We start from the raw sequence: 18,943 nt of genomic DNA on the forward strand, positions 1-18,943 counted from the left end.
AATGGTATACCGACCAGGTTCGCGTTTTCCCTGGCCGACGCGCGAAGTGCCCTCCGATGCGCTCCGAAGCCTTCAGGATTGCACCGAGGCCCGCTCCGTAATCCTCGTAGCGCGAACGAACGCCCACGAAAATTCGCCCAATTCGGACAGTCTGCTTATCGTTCGCGAGTGATCTTGTTGGCCAACAGTGGCCAGTTCGGGGACTCCTGACGTCTGAGTTGACTGTATTGACGGCGCACATCCGTATGCCAGGCATAGATCGTCTGTACCATCTTGCCATCCACTTTGGTTGCGGCCAGCGGATAACCCAGGCGCTGGCCGGGTACGATCCGGTGCGCGTCAAGCCACTGCCGCAACAGATCATCGTCGAGTTTCTCCCGTAGCGTGCGGATCGCCTCGCTGAGTGTTTCGTCCGCAGCCGGCTCATTCGGAAAGGAGGGTTCTTTCTCTTGGCGTACCCGCAGTGCCCGTCGGCTGATGCGCACGCTGCCCATCCCCATGGGTCGCCCCAGACCGAGTTTGTGGGCGAATTCGTCCACCGTCCCTTCAGGGGCGAGCCGATGGGGTTCCAGCACGGCGAGCAGGGCGCCCAACTCCCATGCGCGCAGTCGGGCGAAACGAATGGCGAAGCGAAAGCGGGTTCCAGGCTGAGAGATGAAGCGCGCAAGGGTGGCCTGATCGGAGGCGATGATGTCGTCCTCGCTGGCGGCGATGTCAGCCTGGCTCGTGCCCGGCTGATGTCGGTAGAACTTGCGTCCGGCCAGCTCGCCACCGGGGTCGCCCGGCAGATCGCCATAGGTATGGAGTCGTTGCTTAGGATCCTTGGGCTGCTGAAGGTAGAGCTCCCAGGCCGATGGCTTGGGTTGACCGAGGATCTTCAGCGGGATGCAATAGCCTTTATCTGGATCGCCGAGAAAGCGCGGTGTCCCTTCGCTGACGGCGTGATTGATCGCGATGCGTCCGGCTAGGCGCTCGAATGCGCCCTCACCAATCGGGTTGGTCTTGTCGCGGACGTAGCCGAAGAGCAGGCGGGCACCGGTGAGGCGCTCGGGCTTATCGGCGGTTCGCTCGTCGGCAAGCGGGGTCAGGCAGGCGCGCGGGTGGCCTTTTACCTCGCGGATCGATGAGGTATAGGCCCAGCGATAGCGAAAATGATGGCCGCAGGAGACGACTCTGGAATCTTTGGTAACCTTGCCGTCAGAGTCGGTCGTCAATTCCACATAGATCAGTTGACCAGGCGAGAACTCGCAACGCGTGCGGATGCTGCGCGCCACCTGCTGGACATCGAACTTGGAGCCGAGCGGATGTCCGGTGAGATGACCGTTCTTGTCATCAGCGAGAACATGCTCTTGGTCGCTCAAATAACGCTGATACAGATCGGCCGAGAGGTGCAATGAAAGATCGGCCTCTTGAGGCACCAGCGCCAAATCGTAGGTGAAGGGACCGCGTCGGCCATCGTTGAATGACGCCGCAAGCAACCCTTGACCATCGATTCCACCCTGATAAGTCGCGAGACGGTGTTTGAAGAACTCCGATCCGGTCGAGGCAACGACACGGTTCTTCTCTTTCGCCACCCTAGCGATCCGACCCGACACTTGGTTGTCATCGGTGACCGCGTCTCGAACACTTTTCACCGCATCTCGACGAACGAACAACGCGGCGCGTGCATCATCGAACACATCGAGGTTCCAGCCGCCATCGCGGGTTTCGACCACCCGTGCCGGTCGCACGACGTAGCGCTCACTGACCCCATATTTATTGAAATCGAGGTTCGGCCGATAGGTGAAATGCCGCTCTCCAACTCGTTCCATTGGCGCCGAGGTCAAGGCGCCCAGACTCTGGCGAATCATTCCCTTCAAGGCAGTGCCTGCGATGACTACCCGACCGTCGGGCAAGCGCAGGGGTTCAGCGATCTGCTTGCCTTCTTTCAATTCGCCAAAGCCCCACTGCTGCAAGCACTTGCGGTCTGCGTCACTGACCGGATAACGCGCATTACCCGGCAGCAAGGGTGTCAGCGCTTGCAGTTCGCAGAGGATCTCACCCGAGAGCAAATCCCCGCCGCTGGAACCGTCGTGTAAGACTGGGATATCGGCGACGGCCTTATCAGGAAAGATCGGGGCGAAGCCATAGGGCAGCACAGTGCGCTCGTTTGATTGATGTCTCGGATCCGATGACCGTATTGTGACGTGTACCGCGGACGTGCCACCCGCTGGCTTAATATCGTACGCTTCTTGTTGGTCGGCCCTTTTCTTTCCTGGACGCAGCTTGAACTCAACCGAATCGCCTTCCTTCAAGGAATCAAACCTATAGTTTTCTACTAGATAGCTCTTGTGAAAGAAGTAGTCGCCTGAGGTATCCTCCGCATTAATGAAACCAAACCCTTTATCGGTATTCACCCATTTAATCGTTCCCTCAGACATCACGAGATTCCTCAGTTGCAATCATCAGCCGCCACGCCACCAAACGCCCACGTTCCCGGTACTCAATCGCCCTCAAACCCTCGATCGGCTCATGTTCGGTGATTCCAAAACGCGCCAGATCGCTTCGGGTATGCACCGGGATTTCCGAGCGCATCGCCCGTAAGGTACCCTCGTGGGGGTTGACCTCCTCGATCCGCGTCCAGACACAGCCACCGGCCTCGCGCGCCACGAGATGCAGCGTCGCCCCGGGCCAGAATAGCCGTGCCTCGACCAGCGGCAGGTCAGTGGGCCAGGACGGCACGCCCCTCACCAGTGGAACAAAATCGCCGCGCCGCCCGGAACCATTGACCGGATCGACATGCAACGGATCCGGCTCGGCCCATGCCAGCAGCGGCGGGGATTCGCCCGCGTGATAGGCGATGACCTCGGCAAGGCGGGTGTCGTCCTGTTGGGTTTGGATGCACAACGCGCATGATGTTTCGGAGACTTTCACGATCGAAATACCTCGCCGCCGCGTTCGGCGCTAAACCGCGCCCGGTATGGACGCGGTTGAGTCGCCCAGAATGTATCCGACATCGATCTCAAGGGTATCGAACGGCGGAATACGCATCGTCCGCTCCTCGGTACCGGACAGGGTGACGCTTGCGATCACCCGATAGCTCTGACCATCGAGCTGAAAGGCGATCAGGGTGCGGTCCTCGGGCCAGATCAGCCAGTAAAAGGGCACCTGATGGCGTTGCAACAGCAGGAAGATCGTCAGCGTGTCCTTACGCTCGTGACCGGGGGAGACGATCTCGCACACCCAGTCCGGGACGATCTCGACCACCCCGCGTGGGCGCTCAGGCAGTCGCTCCTTGCGCCAACCGGCGAGATCGTGGGTCGGACACTGATGACTGGAATAATTGACGCTGATCTCGGTGACGATCCACCAGCCACCGGGCCCAGAGGTGCGTCGAAACGTATCCAACTCGGCGACCGTGTTGCTTTGTACGAACCCGTGCTCCATGCGCGCCATCGGTCGTTGGACGATATCGCCATCGATCAGCTCGACGCGCTCCTCGGGCGTATCGAGCAGATCCGTTAGGGTCTTGAGTTTGAGCGCTTCCATCATCGAACCTCCTCGCCGTCGAATCGCTCAATCCGCCAATGGAGCCAGCCGTGCCCGCGCCATTGGCCGCCGCCGATGCCGATCTGGCCGTTTCGCGACAGCGCGAACAGTACCCGAAGTGCTTCACGTTCCTCTGGGCTTGCATCCTCAAGCACCATTTTCCAGCGGAAACATCCACTCATCACCGCCACGCGGTCGAACTTCCCGGAGCCATAGGTGCTCCCGGCGAACTCGTCCTCGGCATGGTGTTGAAACCAGGCCAGACGGAGATCCTCGTTCGGATCGGGGAAGGCGTCCCGGACCAGCAGCTTTGCACTCTGCTGCGTGGTGCCGAACAGCGCGCGGACCAATGGTGGCCAGGCGTCGGCGTCAATCTGTCCTTGTGCGCGCAGCAACCGCGCCAGCGCATGGCGCAGCGGTCCACGCAGACTGGAGCCGGGGATATAGGGCAGGCGTTCACTCGCGTCCCCATCGCCTTGCCTCGCAACAGTGACGACCGTGAAATCGGGATCGAAGCTCTTGCCCGGATCGCCCAGACCACGCGGCGCGAGAAAGCGGTCGCTCCAGGCCGTCGCCAACTCGTCGCTGGCATGACCGCCGATCGAGAGGCTGTCCAGACCCCAGGTGGTTTGCCCGTCGCCATGCCAGACCGGTTGATACTCCCCGGCAGTCAGAGTGCCGACAATTTCGCACCAGCCCGGCAACGGATCGGACGTTGGCTCTAGGGGCGAGGCAAAATCCGCGAAATGCTCCCTGATATAGCGCGGATAGTCGTTGGCGGCGCGCGCGCAGGGCCATTGCTCCGCCTGCTCGGTGCTCAACCGATATTCCCGGCAATCCTCCAGACTCAACCAGCCCAGACCACGCGCGACCTCCCGCCCGAGCAGACAGCGCCCGGCGGCCCAGTGACCGAGTACCTGACGCGCCCAGTCCGCAGCCTCATGATCGCGGGAGGTATCCACCTCCAGCAGAAACGGCCAGCGCGTACCCGGCGGCAGGGTCTCGACATCGAACAACAGGCCGGTCGCCGCCGCGCCGGTGCGGGCATCGATCGCCACATGCTGGCGCACGACGGGTTGGGACGGGGCGCTCGGATGGCTGTTGAAGCAGCGCCAGACCGAGGGATGACGCCCATCGGAACTGCCCGAGATCGTCTTGGGAACGGGCTTGGGTTCGGCGCATCGCATCCGGCGCAGGGTGGCGACCAGCGCCCCCGCCAGTCCACTGCCGCGCAGCGTCGGGCGCTCGCGCCCGTCGAGACAGAACGGGCTATCCAGGCTCGAGGTCGGATCGTCGCGACCGCCGACGCTCAGGAAGGACTCCTGCACCAGGGTGCCGACGAAGAGGGTGCGATAGGGTTGGGTCATGACCGCGCCTCCTTGGCCTTCGGAACCCGCCATTGCACCAGATAGGCGATCAGTTGGCGTTGCTCCGTCAAGTTACTGCATTGCTTAAGCGCGTCCTTCAGCGCTGGCAACGGGAATGTTTCCTTCGCCCAGGGTTTACCGCCCTGCGGACGACGGGTTGGCGCCTGTTCAATCTCATCCAGCAAGGCTTGCAACTGCGCCTCCGTGCGTACCGCCGAGGCTTGCGATCGCAACCACTGCAACTGACTCAGACTCGGGCCATTGCCCTTGAGCTGATCCGCCAATTTCCGCGCCTGCACCAGCAGTTCCTCATGGCGATTCGGCTTCGGCGCCTCCTGCTTGCCGGGCGGTTTGCCGATTTCACCGGAGTCGATCGGCTGGAGACCGATCAGGAAGCGCCCGCAACCCTCGCCGGCGCGCTCGCCAATCGTGCCGATCTGAAACAGGGCACGCGCCAGTTCGGCGCTGCCGGGTCCCCGGACGCGCCAGCACGAGCCGCGCCGCAGGGCCGAAGCAGGCGCACGGGTCAAGCCCGTGACCGCGTTGAAGCCGTGCAGCGTCTCCGTCTCGACCGCGTCGGTAGCGATCTCCCAGCCATCACCCAGTGGTATACCAGCCAACCGGCACAGCCGCTCCCGACTGAGATTGTCCAGAAACCCGAGCCGCTCGCCGCGAACGATGGCATCGCTGATCAAGGTCAGGGTCCAGTCGTCGCCAAGGCTCAACGGCAAGGTCGGCGGTGGCGCTATGTCCACCGATTCGATGCCGACGGGCTGCCCGCCGCGCCCGATCCCCAGCCAGTCAGTGCCCGCCAGTAGCGGGGCGAAGGCAGCCCGGAAGTCTTCGAGGGTTTGGGCATCGGCACAGCGCAGCTCAGCCTGAAAACAGGTGTCCTCGGCGATCTCCTCCAAGCTGAAGAGCCGTGTGTCCTCGGTCGAACTGCGTTTCGGCGTGGCATTGCGCAGCCGCACCTGCATGGACGGCGTGTAGCGTTGCCAATACGGAACATCCTTCGTGCGGCATAGGTATTCGTGCGCGCCGGGGCGCTTGCGTTTCTCCTCCGCTTCCGGCACCTCTCCAAGCGCATCGAAGACGGGCGAACTGGCCCCGCCGCCGATCCACCAGGGGAGCGCTGGATCCCCGCCCTTAGGCTTGTCGGTCAGGATCGACAAGGGGATAGGGATCACCTGCTCGGCGCCGCCGCAGCCCTCGGGCAGGGGCAGCGCATCGCCGACCGAGACCTGCTTGAACAGTTCAGTCCGATCCGCCTGCCCGTTGTGAATCGCCCAGGCCACGAACGCGCCACGCAGGGTCTGGCCACGAATGAAGGAGTGGCTTTTGATGAGGTTGCCCGGATATCCGGTCGCCGGCAGACACAGAGGCTCCAGATTGCGCAGGACGAAGCGAACTGAGAGCCCCCCTGCCGCCGCGAGAGGAGTTGGGATGGAGGCGGTTGGCGGCTGAGCACGCCAATCGAGCCTCACCAGCCCGCCGCCGCGATTGCGTGCGCCGCCGATCCGGTCGATGCGGTTCAGGAGCCGTTCGAGCAGTGGTTGCAGCCGCGTATCGGCGAGCCGCAGTTGCGCCTTGAAGCGAGCTCCTGCGGCGACATGCTCGATGAAGCGCAAGGTATCCGGCCGGGGCGCGCGGCCGTTCTCGACACGCTGGGTCGAGCCCCAGATCAGCGTCCTGCCGGCATCGCCCTCGGGCAGGCGCAGCGAGGTCAGGCGCAGTGCCCCGCGCCCCGTGCCTTCCGTGCCGAGCAGTTCGTCCAACTCAGCCGCTGCCAGAGTACCCAGCGCAATGAGTTCCTCGCCCGCCTCGCGCAGCAGTCCCTTGAAATGACTAGCGCGAATTACCGGTCGGCCGTTGCGGTCGCGCTGCACCAGGGCATCGATGTCGCCGCCGCCGGTACCCGAGCCGGTGTGCAGATCCTCCAACACCTCGGCACTGAGCTGAATAAATAGGGCAGTCGTCGCGGTATCAGTCATGTTTCTCCCCTCACCCCAACCCCCTTCCCGATGGGAGCGGGGCTTTGGTCCGAACGTTTTCCCAAGCGTTCGATCTCGCGCAGGCCGATGATGTCGAGGGCGCGGTTGAGATAGACCGGGCTGTGATCAACCGAGACAGATTTCCACAGTTCATCCTTCTCCCAACCCAGGCAGGCGCGCGTCTCGGGGCGGAGGCGGGCAAAGGCCATCTCCGCCATCAAGCGCCCCTGCTCGCAGGCGGTACGCAAGGCGCGCAAGGGCGAGCGCGCCGCCTTGTCCTCGTCATTGGTGTCGTCGCCGGTCCTCGCACCCTGGGGTTGTTGCCGTCCTTTACGATCAAGCTCTTGCACAGCATCAAGCAATCCGTCGAGACCGCCCGGACCCAGAACGCGATAGGGCCGCCCCGTCAGCAAGAGGGTTTCTGACTGATCATTCACTTGATACCGGATGCGCTCGGATTGGCGCCGTGCCTCGGCGACATCCGCGAACCAGGATTGAGTGACGACCTGCCAGTCGATGACCGAGGATTCTTCGTCATCGGGCAGTGCCCGATAGAGCCGCTTGGCGCTGGAGGCCAGCTCCTCGGCGAGCTCATGCAGCCGATGCAGAGGATAGGTCTTCTGGGCGATAGCGACGCCGATGGCGACGGTGAGCGGTTGGCCGTCGGCGAGTCTGTAGCGGGTCAGCTCCTCGGCATAGGCGCGGGCGAAATCGAGCGCGCGGTCGGCGCGACAGGCGAGCAGCAGATCATCGCCGCCGAGCATCAGGATCTCGTAGGGGCGCACACCGCCCGGCCCACTGAAGGTGGCTTGCAGGGCATCGACCACCGCCCGCCGCACTGCGACACGCATGCTGTGAAAAAACGCCTCTCCGTGGGCTTCCTTGACGACCTCGACGGTCGATCTGGCTCGATCGCGCCAAGACTTGTAGCGTTTGCCGATACCGTTGCCGTCGGCATGAATCAGCGCCAGATAGCCACCCGCCGCCAGTTGCGCCAGATCGTCAGGCTCCTGCCAACCCATGTCGCGGTCAGGGTAGAGCGTGGGACGCAGGAGGCCGATGATGTCTTGCGTCAGCCCTTTGTAAAACCGATCGCCCCACTCCAGGCGATAGCGCACCGATTCGCCTTGCCAGTTGCCCTTCTTGTTACGGGCAGACGCCGGCCCCTGCCCCGTCTCCTGACACACCTGCAACACCGGCAGATCCAGGAGCGCTGTTTCGTGTGGATGGCGCGCTTGACCCTGGCGCTCTTTCGGCTCTGGAAATGTCTCGATCCGCGCCTCGTAGAGCACCCCCGGCAGCCGCTCGGCGAGCACCGCCTCGGCCTGTTCCAGGAAGCGCTTGGCGGCTGGCTCGTCGTCGAACAGCACGATGAAGTGCCCGCCATCGCGCGCGAGGATGCCCCGTTGATAGAGCTTGGCGGGATCATCGCGGTCGTCGGGATCAGTTGCGGCATGATCCAGCGGATCGTCACCGGACTGAAGCCCGATCTCAGCCGGCCAGTCGAGCCGGCTGCCTTGTTCGTCCAGCAGCGCCGGAAGCTCATGCCGCATGGTCTGTCCGATCAGGGCATTGGCGCCGAGCATGGCCTTGAGGCGTGGGACCTCGAAGATGAAGGTCTGAACCCGCTTGAGCTCGATGGTGAGTTTGAAGGTTGGTGTGCCCATCGCCGGTTAGCCCTCGATGACGCGCTGACGGACATCCGCCAGATAATCGCGCATGCTCTCTTGCAGATCGCCCTCGCCCAACGCGTCCAGCAGATTGGCAACAAGTTCGCTGCTCATGAAGTTCTTCCCGAAGCGTCGTCCGGTTGCCGCGATCAGGCCGCGCTCCTTCATGCAGCGTGCGATCTCCTGCAAGGCGACCGTCTGGTCCGAGCCATGCGCCAGCAGATTGCGGTATTGGCGTGGACTCGTCCCCAGCTTATCGCTGTTATAGGGAAAGCAGACCTGGAAGAGCGCCTGGGCCGCCTCTCGCTGACCGCCGTCCGGCTCGGCCAGCCACTTCGGCCACTCCCAGGTCAAGGCATTGACGCGATGATGATCCGTGCCCTCGGGATTCGGGCGGAAATACTGACCTTGACTCGAGAATAAGGCGTGGCCCCAGGGGATGGCGCCCAGCAGACATTCATTGGCACGATCGACCCGCAGGCCCAACTCGCGGATGCGCGCGTCCTCCGCGATGAGCTTCCAGGCGACCGACTCGATGAAAGGCCCCATCCGCAACAGCGCGCCGACGACATCGCCCATGCACAAGCGTGTCTCGACTTGGCAGGCATGCAGGACAAAGGGGTCGACCGTGTCGCCCTTGAGCTGCAAGGGCTGCCCCGGCAGCTCAAGCAGAGGTCCCATACGGTTGCAGACCGCGTCCGCCCAAGGCCGGTGACCCGCGCGGCGCGCCAACCCATAGGTCCCCGCATAATCGCCGCCACGCAGCGCCTCGACGCAGTGAAACCGCAGCGTTTCGCGCTCGGCGACACGCTCGCCATAGTTCAAGGCCGAGGCGGCGGCATTGGCGCCCCGGCCTCCCCGCTCGGGCTGATCGAGCAGCGTGACATGTTGTTGACCGAAATGAATCGCCGGCAGGCGCTCGATGAGCGGCTTCAGCGGCGGTATCCCGCCGCTGGTGGTCACCAGCACGCGCTGTTCACCTTGGTTGCCGCCGCTCCAGGCACGCAAGGCATCATTCAGCCGGGCGGCAACCTGCGCTTGTGCATCGAGGTCTTCCATGGCCTCATGGCCAGTCAAGATATCGATCCAGGTCGACACTCCCGAGCCGAAGGGCCGAGGCAACCGTCCGTCGCTGTCCTGCCAGTCCAAACCCAAGCGTTCGGCCAGATAGCGCGCGACCAGCGGGCCCGACGCGATCGGCTCATCGCGCGCCTCGGGACCGAACTCCTCGGCGCGCCGCGTATTGAGCACCAGCACCGCGACCGAATCACTTCCGAAGATCTCGCGCGCCTTGTCCGCCAGCGGCGCGACCTTGGGACAATAGAGCAATAGGCGCTCCTCATGGGCATTGGGTACAAACTCACCACGGCCCGACAGACGATAGATGGACGGATGCAGCGCCGCCAGAAACTCGTCGCTCGCGGGATCGTGCTCGAACTCGAAGCGCAGTTGGTCGGCCACTTCGCGCTCGACCAATGGCGGACGTTCGGGATCGAAGCAAATCCGCTCGCGGCGCAAGAGATTCAAGAGTCCCTCATGCGTTTTGCGCACCCCGCCGCGCCCGAGCTGGAAGCGCCGTGGTCCTTGCCAGATTCCGTATTCGTCCTGCGTCCAGACCGGAAACTGCACATCGGTCACCCCTACCGAGATCAACCACAACCAACGCATGCCGATGCTCCTTCCATATCCACCGATTTAATCCAACGGGGTCAGCTCGATGCCGCCGAACCCCTTGTCCGCATTCTCACCGCCCCCGCACAGCGCGATCAAGGTGAGCCAGGGCAGCACAGCCGGCGCCGCACACACGGTCGCCCGCCCGTTCCAGGTCAGCGCCGCAAAGCTCCCCCCGTTGCCCCGGCTGGCCAGCGCCAGCGGCAGGGTCTCGACCTCCGCGTCTGCGACGCTCAAGCCATCCGGCAACAGCGCCTCGGCCACATGATGCGCCAGGTGCGCGGCCAGGCGCTGCGCCTGCGTCTCCTCGCAACACAAGGCCGTCAGCTTATGAGCACGCAGACGCAGCGCCTTGCGCAACTCGTGCGCCACCGTCTCGGCGCTTGGCGGTATCGCAACATCCGGCCGGCCCTTGCCGACCAGCCAGGGCGTCACGAAGGTCAATTCCCAACGGGTCGCACCCGTCAATTCCAGATCCGCCAGGGTCGCGACCGCCAGCCGCTCAGCCCCGTCCAGACCCTGTCGCTCACGCAGACAACGCGCCGCCCAGCCGATCGAGTCGCACGCCGCCGCCCCGAGCGCAATCAAATGCAGTTGCTCGAGCGCTGGTCGCCAGCGCACGAAGAGCGTGGCCATGCGCCAGGACGGTGCCCCACCGCCGAGCTTCATCGGAAAGAGCAGATCGGCGCGACACTGTTCAGAGCGCTCGCAATCCCGGCCCCGATCCGCGCAACTCTCTGGCATGGACGAGGCGCAGTGCTCGCGCCAGGCACGCGCGCGCAGGGTATCGCTGAGCGCAGCCAGCCCCAGATGCGGCGGACAGGCCGTCACCGGATAGGCAAACGCCGCCGCCGGCAGGGCACGCCACAGGTCGGCCAGATCGCGTGCGCCGCGGATCTCGGGCGGGCGCTCAGTCGGCATGATTGCCTTCGCGAAGACTGGGCCAGAGGCGCGGATTCAGGTCGGTCTTGAGGAGGATGTCCGACACAGTCGATTGGCCGCAGCCAAGCAAGGCGCCAACGTCATCCTGACTGCGTCCATCGGCCAGCGCTCGCTGCGCAATCGCCCAGCGGATCGCATCGAGCACATCGGCGAGCCGATGCCGCCCCGGTCCGAAATCCATGCCGGCGACCGCCTGCCACGCCTCCTCGAGCAGCCGCCGCGCCGCGTGCCGATCGCGCGCTTGCAGATAGGCCTCGCGTTTGGGATGCGCGCCTGGACTGTGCGCCCCGGCGGTGGCCAGCAGGGCTTTAAGATCGTGCAGATTGCAGGGATAGACATCGGTCAGGAGATCGTACTGAAGGCGTTCCTTGAGTTTGCCATGGAGCAGGCCGAGTTGCCGCGCCAAGGCTTCGCCCAACGCCAACACATCCGAGCGCGCACCCAGCGCCGGCAAGGCAATCTGTACGGGTAGGATGCGGCGAGCGTGCGCACCGCATCCGCCGCCGAGCGCGCGGTCGGTGCGCACGGTCGCGGCGATCGCCAGATCGGGGCGTGCGTCGGCCAGCAGGGCCAGCTGGTTCAAGGCCGGCTCAGGCCAGACATCGAGCCAGCGGATGAGCAGGGTGGCGCCCTCGGGCAGTTCGGGACAGTGCGCGGGATCGCTCCATACGACCGGGGCGTCGCACTGGCGCCACTGCGCAAACTGCTTGCAGGCATGCCACTTGCCGCTGCCGGTGGGGCCGCCGATCAGCACGCGCTGGGGTTGCTTGCGGTTGATCGCGGCTTTGTGCAGCGCGGCGTAGGCGCTTTCGCCGTGCGGGTCATCGAGCACGCTGTCCTTGAGCAGTCCCTTGCGAGCCTCCTCCGACAGCGACCCCGGGCTTTGATACGCCACCCGCTCGCGTTCGCGTTTTCGGCGCAGCGCCAGCGCATAGGGTGGTTTCAACTCGCGCACTCCCTGCTCGCGCGAGGTCTCGAACAGGCGCGCCTCATCCAGTCGCAGACTTTGTGAGGCCAGCATCAGCGTCAAATGCATCGCCGGCGTGCCCGAGGTCAGATGAAACACCACTTCATCGACGGCCTCCGGCCCCGAGGTGGGAATCGTCGCCCAGACCTGTTCGTAGAGCGCGCTCAGGTCGGTCGGTCCCTTGGGCAAGGTTACGGCGCGCCGCTCCAGTGTCAGTCCGTCGAGTCCAAGCCCCGGCAACTGCTCGTGCAGCCGTTCGCAGAAGCGCGCCCGTTCGTGCTGGCCCGCGCGATCATCGAAGAGCGCCAGACGAGTGTCTTGCGGTTTGATGGGGCGCCCTTTCTGAAGGTCGGAATCGGGATCGAGCGATGCCAGCAGGAGACGCAGAATGGGACTCTGATCGTCCCCTTGCGGCTCGAAAAACTTCAGATCGGTATTGCCGATAAAGGAAAGAATCAGCCGGGTCGGCGGTCGCGCCATGAGCGATCCTCAGGAGAAAAAATACTCGGAGACCGCGTCCGCGTTCAACGGGAGCGCCGCCGCCGCGGGCGGTGTGGGCAGGCTCGGCGGCGTCTTGGGCGTCGGGAGGTCGGCGGCCTGCTCCAGCAACCGACTCAAGAGGAAACGCGCGGGCGGCGGCGTGCGATCGCGGATTTTGGCCAGCCATGCACGGGCGTCGCTGGCATCCGGTTTCCCCGCGTCGGCCTCCTGTTCGAGCATACGCTCGCCCATTCCGCCCGGATGATCCAGCATCGCCTTCAGCGTGCCCCGTCGCGGCAGAGTGCGCAGTTCGACGACTTGCTCCATCCAGTCTTTCCAAGCACTCAAGGGCTTGGGCAACCCGGTCTTCTCATCCGGCGCATAGAGCTCGGCAAAGGTCTGGCGCACCGTCTGCGCCAGGGTCTCGGCCCGATTCGGATGGCACAGCAGGCAATCGTGCACGCTGCCGATGTCATTCACCCCGTGCGCCCTGGCCTCCAGCAGCGTCATCATCAGATGGGTGGCATCCAGACTGTGGATCAGATTGGGCAGCAGGGCATCGCGCTGCTTGCCCGGCTCGACATCTTCGGTCAGGCGCTGCACATCGATTTTGATCGACTGCGCGCCGAACCGGACGGTGACGCTCGTTCCCTTGGATTTGAACTGATTCTGCACGACTGGAAAACCGAGCGGGGTCAGCCACAGCAGGGGCAATCCCTGGCACTCCGGAGACTCAAACTTGGCCTCTGTCGCTTTTTTATATGCTCCGACCAATTTTTTGATTTGATTCTCAGAAAGCTTGGTCTTCCGATCTAATGCTGCTGTTGTCTCGGCAACGAGTTTTTCTAACTCAGAAAGCTTGGTCTTCCGATCTAATGCTGCTGTTGTCTCGGCAACGAGTTTTTCTAACTGCGTTTTGGAGTATCGAGGAAACGAGATCGAGTCAGCGATATCTTCCAGCCAAGCGGAAAATTTGCCGACCTTCGGATAGTTCCGATCCAGCGCGCCGCGCAGATGCTCGACCAATATCAGCGCCACATAGGCGCCAAAGGTGCGCAGTCGTTCCCATTCCACCAGCGCCAGGGTTTTCACGAGTTCGTCATCGCCAGCAAAGGCGCGGCGGCGTGCCTCATCGAAGCGGTCGCGCGTACAGCGCGCGACAAAGGCCCGGCGACGATAGGTCTCGTCGTTCTTTATCTTATCGATGAGGACGTCCAGTTTGGACAGCGGGGGCGGATCGCGCTGCCAGTCGGCGACGATCCGCTCCTCGATCGCCTCGAGCACGCCCTGCGCCTGCGCGCCGCGACTGGCGCCGTAGGGGATGGTCATCACCACCTTCTTGGCCGTCTTGCGGTCCAGCCACGCGCGGCGCGCGGGATCGGCGGCCAACCAGGCATCGGCCAGCTTCAGGCCATCCCGATGCACGGCCTGCCCCTTGGGGATAGGCACCTGGCCCAGCGTCTGGCGTGCGCGCTCGGCCAGCTCGCTGTAGATGTCGGCCGGCAGGCCGTCCTGACGCGGCAGCACATTGACCGCCCTGGCAAGCTGCGCATCGCCGGTGAGGGCCGCGATGTGCTGGATGCCGTTACAGGTGCCGTCGATCTGCACCGGCAGATGGATGAGCCCCTCGGGCTGCTCCATCCACTGCCGATAGGCCAGACAGAAGGCCAGAAACTGCATCGGCTTATCGGCTGCCTCGCGCCAGAAGGGCTCGGCGAGCGGGTCGGCGGCGCTGGCGAGGATTGCATGCTCATGCTCGACCACCCAGCGTTCGCGTTCCTCCAGGGTCAAGACCTGCCGGTCGTCGATCCCCAAATCGCTCAGCAGACGCCCACGCGCGATCAGATTCGCGCCGTGGCGGCGCAGCGCGCCGACCCCGGCCTCGGTCAACGCCTGACCGCGCGCGAACTCCAGCAAGGCGCGTTGCAGATCACCGCCCTGCGGGTTGAGCCAGGCGGTCTGGGCATAAATCCGCCCGCGATAGTCGGCCTTCCAGGGAAGATAGAAGGCAGGCCGGTCGACCAGCGGATCGCTCGGACAGAGTGCGTCGAGCGCCCGACCGGCCGCGGGATGGTCGAGAAACTCCCCCGGGCGCGCCTTGCGGCTGTCGCGGTCCCTCTTGGAGTGGAAGCGGGTGCGGGGACGTTCCTGCTTGGGGCGGTAGAGATTTTCACGCACCCAGTCGGGTAAACCCGCGTCCTCGTCGTGCGCATTCGGCGCTGCGTCCACCGTCGCGATCAGCGCACGCGTCCAGTGCAGCAGGTCGCGATTGACCCGCCAGGGTACCGACTGTTGAAGATCGATGGCCTCAACATAGCGCGCGAAGACGGGCGGGCAGTGATCCGCGTGGAGAATGCCGCGCTGGGCGCTGCGCATAAACGCGTTGGTCCGGCGGTAACCGATGAGGTCGATACGGATGGCGGTTTCGGCCGCGTCATCCGTCGGGGCGGAAGCCACGCCACCGTAGAAGACAGGTGAGATGAGCGGCTGCGGCGTCAAATGCAGCGGCAGATTCCGGAGCAGGCGCTCGATGCGTTGCTCCAGCGCGGGATTTCTGATCTCGATGCGTTTTTCGGTATGGGGTTTGCCGTCGCGGTGGCGCGTGTTGCCGGTTTGCACCGCGAACCAGCCGCCGAGCGCCGCCAGCAGGTTATCGAGCAAGGCGCGTGCAAGGATACGCCAAGCCTCGGCCTCCGGGCGCTCGTCCTCCGGCAGATCGCGTCGCCACTTCCAGGTGATTTGACGCAGTTGCTCCACCAGCACGCCGACCACTTGGGCGTGCTCGACGGCCAGCGGGGCGCCCGGGGGCGCGTCCGTCTCGTCGTCGTCGTCTCCCCCATCAATCTCGTTGTCGTCCGGATCGCGATTTGGGCCATCGACCCATTGGCCGGCCAGGGGCGCGCACAAGCAATGCAAGGCGAGGCCGAAAAGCGCTTCGATACGCTCGGGGACCGGGCTGCTCGGCAGCTCCGCGACCGTCGGCGGGGCGGTTTCCTCTTCCGGGAGCAGCGCCTGCCACAAACGCCGCGCCGCCTCCCACTCCTTGCCGATGGTCAATCCCGCTCGGAGTCTCCCGGCGAAGTCGCCCAGTACGCGCGCATAGGTGTCGTCGTCCTCGAACAGATGCCGCTTGATGGCCTGCGCCACGGCCCGCTGTGCCGCGCCTTGCTGCGCCTTGGACTCGCCAGGGGCAAGCACACCGTACTGCGAGGCCGACGAAATCCACACCGACAAAGCCATCTGCATCCTCCCAATCCATGTCCGCGTTCGGTTCCAGAGCAGCGCCACAGCGAGGGCGCGCGGGAGCGATCCTAACACGCGGGGTCGTCTTGCTCCATGACCCGGATTCCGAGGCATGGAGAGGAGCTCGCCCGGGCCTCGCGCGGAGGAAACTGGCCGCCCGAATCACCAGTCGCTGCGACACCTACTTTGCGGTGTCACGCATGCCCCCTAGCGCTCTGCGCCACCTACCGCGACGGCCGAAGTGACGCGCGATGCACTCACCCGTTCCAGCGATGAAGCGTGGAAAAATAAAAAAACTAAAGCTATTTCAATGAAACAGCGTGTCTCTGCACGTCGGAAATGAATGACCGCCATTCACCAGTCAAATACTCAGGCCGGCCTTGGTCATCCTTTCGTTCATGCCTCTTGGGTTCCCCGATCAGACGCGAGACTTCGGCCGCACGCCTGGGTACGCCGACTTCAGTCGGCACCTGGGGAAGGCAGACTTCAGTCCGCCGCGCGGGCGCGCTCCGGCGACTAAAGTCGCCCATCCCCGGGTGCCGGATGAATCCGGCGTACCCAGGCCCGGATGAATCCGGCGTACCTCGGCGGTCGCGGTGGGTGCCCCGGTCACGGCCAATGTGGCCGAAACGATGATCGAGACCCGGCTACGCTTGTTTCCAGCGTGTCTCTGCACGTCGGGAATGAAGGACATAGTGCATCGGACAAAAAAGGGGTTTTAAACTGTTTCCAGCGTGTCTCTGCACGTCGGGAATGAAGGACCAACAGGATCAGAAAACGCCGTTACGGGCGTTGTTTCCAGCGTGTCTCTGCACGTCGGGAATGAAGGACGAATTTTCTGCGTGGACGAGTCATAGGATATTGGTTTCCAGCGTGTCTCTGCACGTCGGGAATGAAGGACTTACTGGCGTCAAGACCTGGCTTAAAATCCAGTTTCCAGCGTGTCTCTGCACGTCGGGAATGAAGGACAATTCCATGCAATCGACCGCGCGCCTTTCGGGTTTCCAGCGTGTCTCTGCACGTCGGGAATGAAGGACATAAAACCGTGATGGATAAACTCTATTATTTGTTTCCAGCGTGTCTCTGCACGTCGGGAATGAAGGACGTTTTAATTTTCATAGTGAGGTAAGTGTATGTTTCCAGCGTGTCTCTGCACGTCGGGAATGAAGGAAAAAACACATTCTGGATTATTTCATGCAGACGGTTTCCAGCGTGTCTCTGCACGTCGGGAATGAAGGACGTAAAGAACCTCACGTATGAAGCCTGTTAACAGTTTCCAGCGTGTCTCTGCACGTCGGGAATGAAGGACCGCAGAGATCAGGAAACCCCTCACGGATCGGGTTTCCAGCGTGTCTCTGCACGTCGGGAATGAAGGACGCAAGCCTTGTCCGAAGAAGAGCAGGCTTTGTTTCCAGCGTGTCTCTGCACGTCGGGAATGAAGGACCGTTCTAGCCGTTCAATCGATCGCATGGAACGGTTTCCAGCGTGTCTCTGCACGTCGGGAATGAAGGACACGGAATCATGCCTTCGAGCGTGCATGAGATCGTTTCCAGCGTGTCTCTGCACGTCGGGAATGAAGGACTTAAAAATCCCAAATCGAAAAACTGGCTTAATGTTTCCAGCGTGTCTCTGCACGTCGGGAATGAAGGACATCGAGAATCATTTAAATTAGGAACTATTATGTTTCCAGCGTGTCTCTGCACGTCGGGAATGAAGGACAAATAAGGAGGTCAGTATGAACGCGAAAGTATTGTTTCCAGCGTGTCTCTGCACGTCGGGAATGAAGGACTGATCGGGCGCAAGAAGCGCATCGATGCCTTTGGTTTCCAGCGTGTCTCTGCACGTCGGGAATGAAGGACCTTCGCATCCCTGTCCCAGATCGACGCCTTCCGTTTCCAGCGTGTCTCTGCACGTCGGGAATGAAGGACAATTCAACTTTTGGTAATGCTCTCTGAATCGAGTTTCCAGCGTGTCTCTGCACGTCGGGAATGAAGGACCTGAATGGCTGCTGGAAAAAGCCGCCAAACTCCGTTTCCAGCGTGTCTCTGCACGTCGGGAATGAAGGACTGGGAGCTAGTCAACATGGACTACGCAAAGAGTTTCCAGCGTGTCTCTGCACGTCGGGAATGAAGGACATATCGTTGGGTTAGAGAGAAACGTGCAAACTGTTTCCAGCGTGTCTCTGCACGTCGGGAATGAAGGACCTATGCTCGAAAAGGTAGGTATAGATTCCCGGAAGTTTCCAGCGTGTCTCTGCACGTCGGGAATGAAGGACCCCACTCGCCCCTACTGATACTCATGATATCGGTTTCCAGCGTGTCTCTGCACGTCGGGAATGAAGGACCTGGAATTGGACCGCAGCCCGAGAGAATTGGGTTTCCAGCGTGTCTCTGCACGTCGGGAATGAAGGACCTGGAATTGGACCGCAGCCCGAGAGAATTGGGTTTCCAGCGTGTCTCTGCACGTCGGGAATGAAGGACATCCTACTACTGGAAAACTAGATTGCGCATTAAGTTTCCAGCGTGTCTCTGCACGTCGGGAATGAAGGACATGAGGCTAACATGTACATTGCATTGCAGAATGTTTCCAGCGTGTCTCTGCACGTCGGGAATGAAGGACACCAACAGTTGTTTGAGAAGCAGCAGTAGTAAGTTTCCAGCGTGTCTCTGCACGTCGGGAATGAAGGACTTTAGCGTTTTCGCTTCCATGTCACAAGTCGAGGTTTCCAGCGTGTCTCTGCACGTCGGGAATGAAGGACTCGACGATCGTTAATCCTGCGAGCCCTGTTGTTTCCAGCGTGTCTCTGCACGTCGGGAATGAAGGACATCAACCGCCTCGGGAGGGGCAACATGATCAGTTTCCAGCGTGTCTCTGCACGTCGGGAATGAAGGACGGTAATGTAATTGCTATTGGGGTTATTGAATTGTTTCCAGCGTGTCTCTGCACGTCGGGAATGAAGGACTTTCGTAACTGTTCAGGTCGCCAACCGCCTTACGGCAAGCGCGGCATCGGGGGCTGACCTCGGAAGGTCATCACCAGGGCGGGGTAGAGAGCGATCGACTGCTTGCGCAGGGTGGACAGATA

Annotated in this window: 10 protein-coding genes and 1 CRISPR repeat array; all 10 genes read right to left on the reverse strand. The window is 62.7% G+C overall.

Annotated elements, in window-relative coordinates; all coding sequences use genetic code 11:
* Positions 1–155: 155 nt before the first annotated feature.
* From AADX97_RS24655 to AADX97_RS24700, 10 genes are read right to left on the reverse strand one after another with little or no spacing between them, the layout of a single operon-like run.
* Positions 156–2,420: a TIGR03986 family CRISPR-associated RAMP protein gene (locus AADX97_RS24655; RefSeq protein ID WP_374236696.1), complete on the reverse strand. Its 2,265-nt coding sequence runs from the start codon at positions 2,418–2,420 to the stop codon at positions 156–158.
* Positions 2,413–2,886, reverse strand: coding sequence for a hypothetical protein (locus AADX97_RS24660; protein ID WP_374236698.1), 474 nt, complete (start codon positions 2,884–2,886; stop codon positions 2,413–2,415). Before AADX97_RS24660 ends, AADX97_RS24655 begins: the two co-directional genes overlap by 8 nt.
* 57 nt (positions 2,887–2,943) lie before the next feature.
* Positions 2,944–3,528, reverse strand: coding sequence for a Uma2 family endonuclease (locus AADX97_RS24665; RefSeq protein ID WP_374236707.1), 585 nt, complete (start codon positions 3,526–3,528; stop codon positions 2,944–2,946).
* Positions 3,528–4,895 (reverse strand): RAMP superfamily CRISPR-associated protein, encoded by a 1,368-nt coding sequence (locus AADX97_RS24670; protein WP_374236699.1) that lies wholly within the window; start codon positions 4,893–4,895, stop codon positions 3,528–3,530. The genes AADX97_RS24665 and AADX97_RS24670 overlap by 1 nt, the downstream gene beginning before the upstream one ends.
* On the reverse strand, positions 4,892–6,886 hold the full coding sequence (locus AADX97_RS24675) for an RAMP superfamily CRISPR-associated protein (protein ID WP_374236700.1): 1,995 nt from the start codon (positions 6,884–6,886) through the stop codon (positions 4,892–4,894). The genes AADX97_RS24670 and AADX97_RS24675 overlap by 4 nt, the downstream gene beginning before the upstream one ends.
* Positions 6,883–8,553: a hypothetical protein gene (locus tag AADX97_RS24680; RefSeq protein ID WP_374236701.1), complete on the reverse strand. Its 1,671-nt coding sequence runs from the start codon at positions 8,551–8,553 to the stop codon at positions 6,883–6,885. Before AADX97_RS24680 ends, AADX97_RS24675 begins: the two co-directional genes overlap by 4 nt.
* A gap of 6 nt (positions 8,554–8,559) precedes the next feature.
* Complete coding sequence (locus AADX97_RS24685; protein WP_374236702.1) at positions 8,560–10,224, reverse strand: hypothetical protein; 1,665 nt, start codon at positions 10,222–10,224, stop codon at positions 8,560–8,562.
* 27 nt (positions 10,225–10,251) lie between these two features.
* On the reverse strand, positions 10,252–11,148 hold the full coding sequence (locus tag AADX97_RS24690; RefSeq protein ID WP_374236703.1) for a hypothetical protein: 897 nt from the start codon (positions 11,146–11,148) through the stop codon (positions 10,252–10,254).
* On the reverse strand, positions 11,138–12,616 hold the full coding sequence (locus AADX97_RS24695) for a hypothetical protein (RefSeq protein WP_374236704.1): 1,479 nt from the start codon (positions 12,614–12,616) through the stop codon (positions 11,138–11,140). Before AADX97_RS24695 ends, AADX97_RS24690 begins: the two co-directional genes overlap by 11 nt.
* A 9-nt stretch (positions 12,617–12,625) precedes the next feature.
* A complete protein-coding gene (locus tag AADX97_RS24700) occupies positions 12,626–15,856 on the reverse strand; it encodes a DNA-directed RNA polymerase (protein WP_374236705.1) in 3,231 nt (1,076 codons plus the stop codon).
* 658 nt (positions 15,857–16,514) lie between these two features.
* Positions 16,515–18,821: a CRISPR direct-repeat array (repeat unit 37 nt; unit sequence GTTTCCAGCGTGTCTCTGCACGTCGGGAATGAAGGAC).
* The last annotated feature ends 122 nt before the right edge of the window (positions 18,822–18,943 follow it).

It is taken from the genome of Thiocapsa sp. C2-2m (assembly GCF_041903745.1).
Classification (GTDB): Bacteria; Pseudomonadota; Gammaproteobacteria; order Chromatiales; family Chromatiaceae; genus Thiocapsa; species Thiocapsa roseilacustris.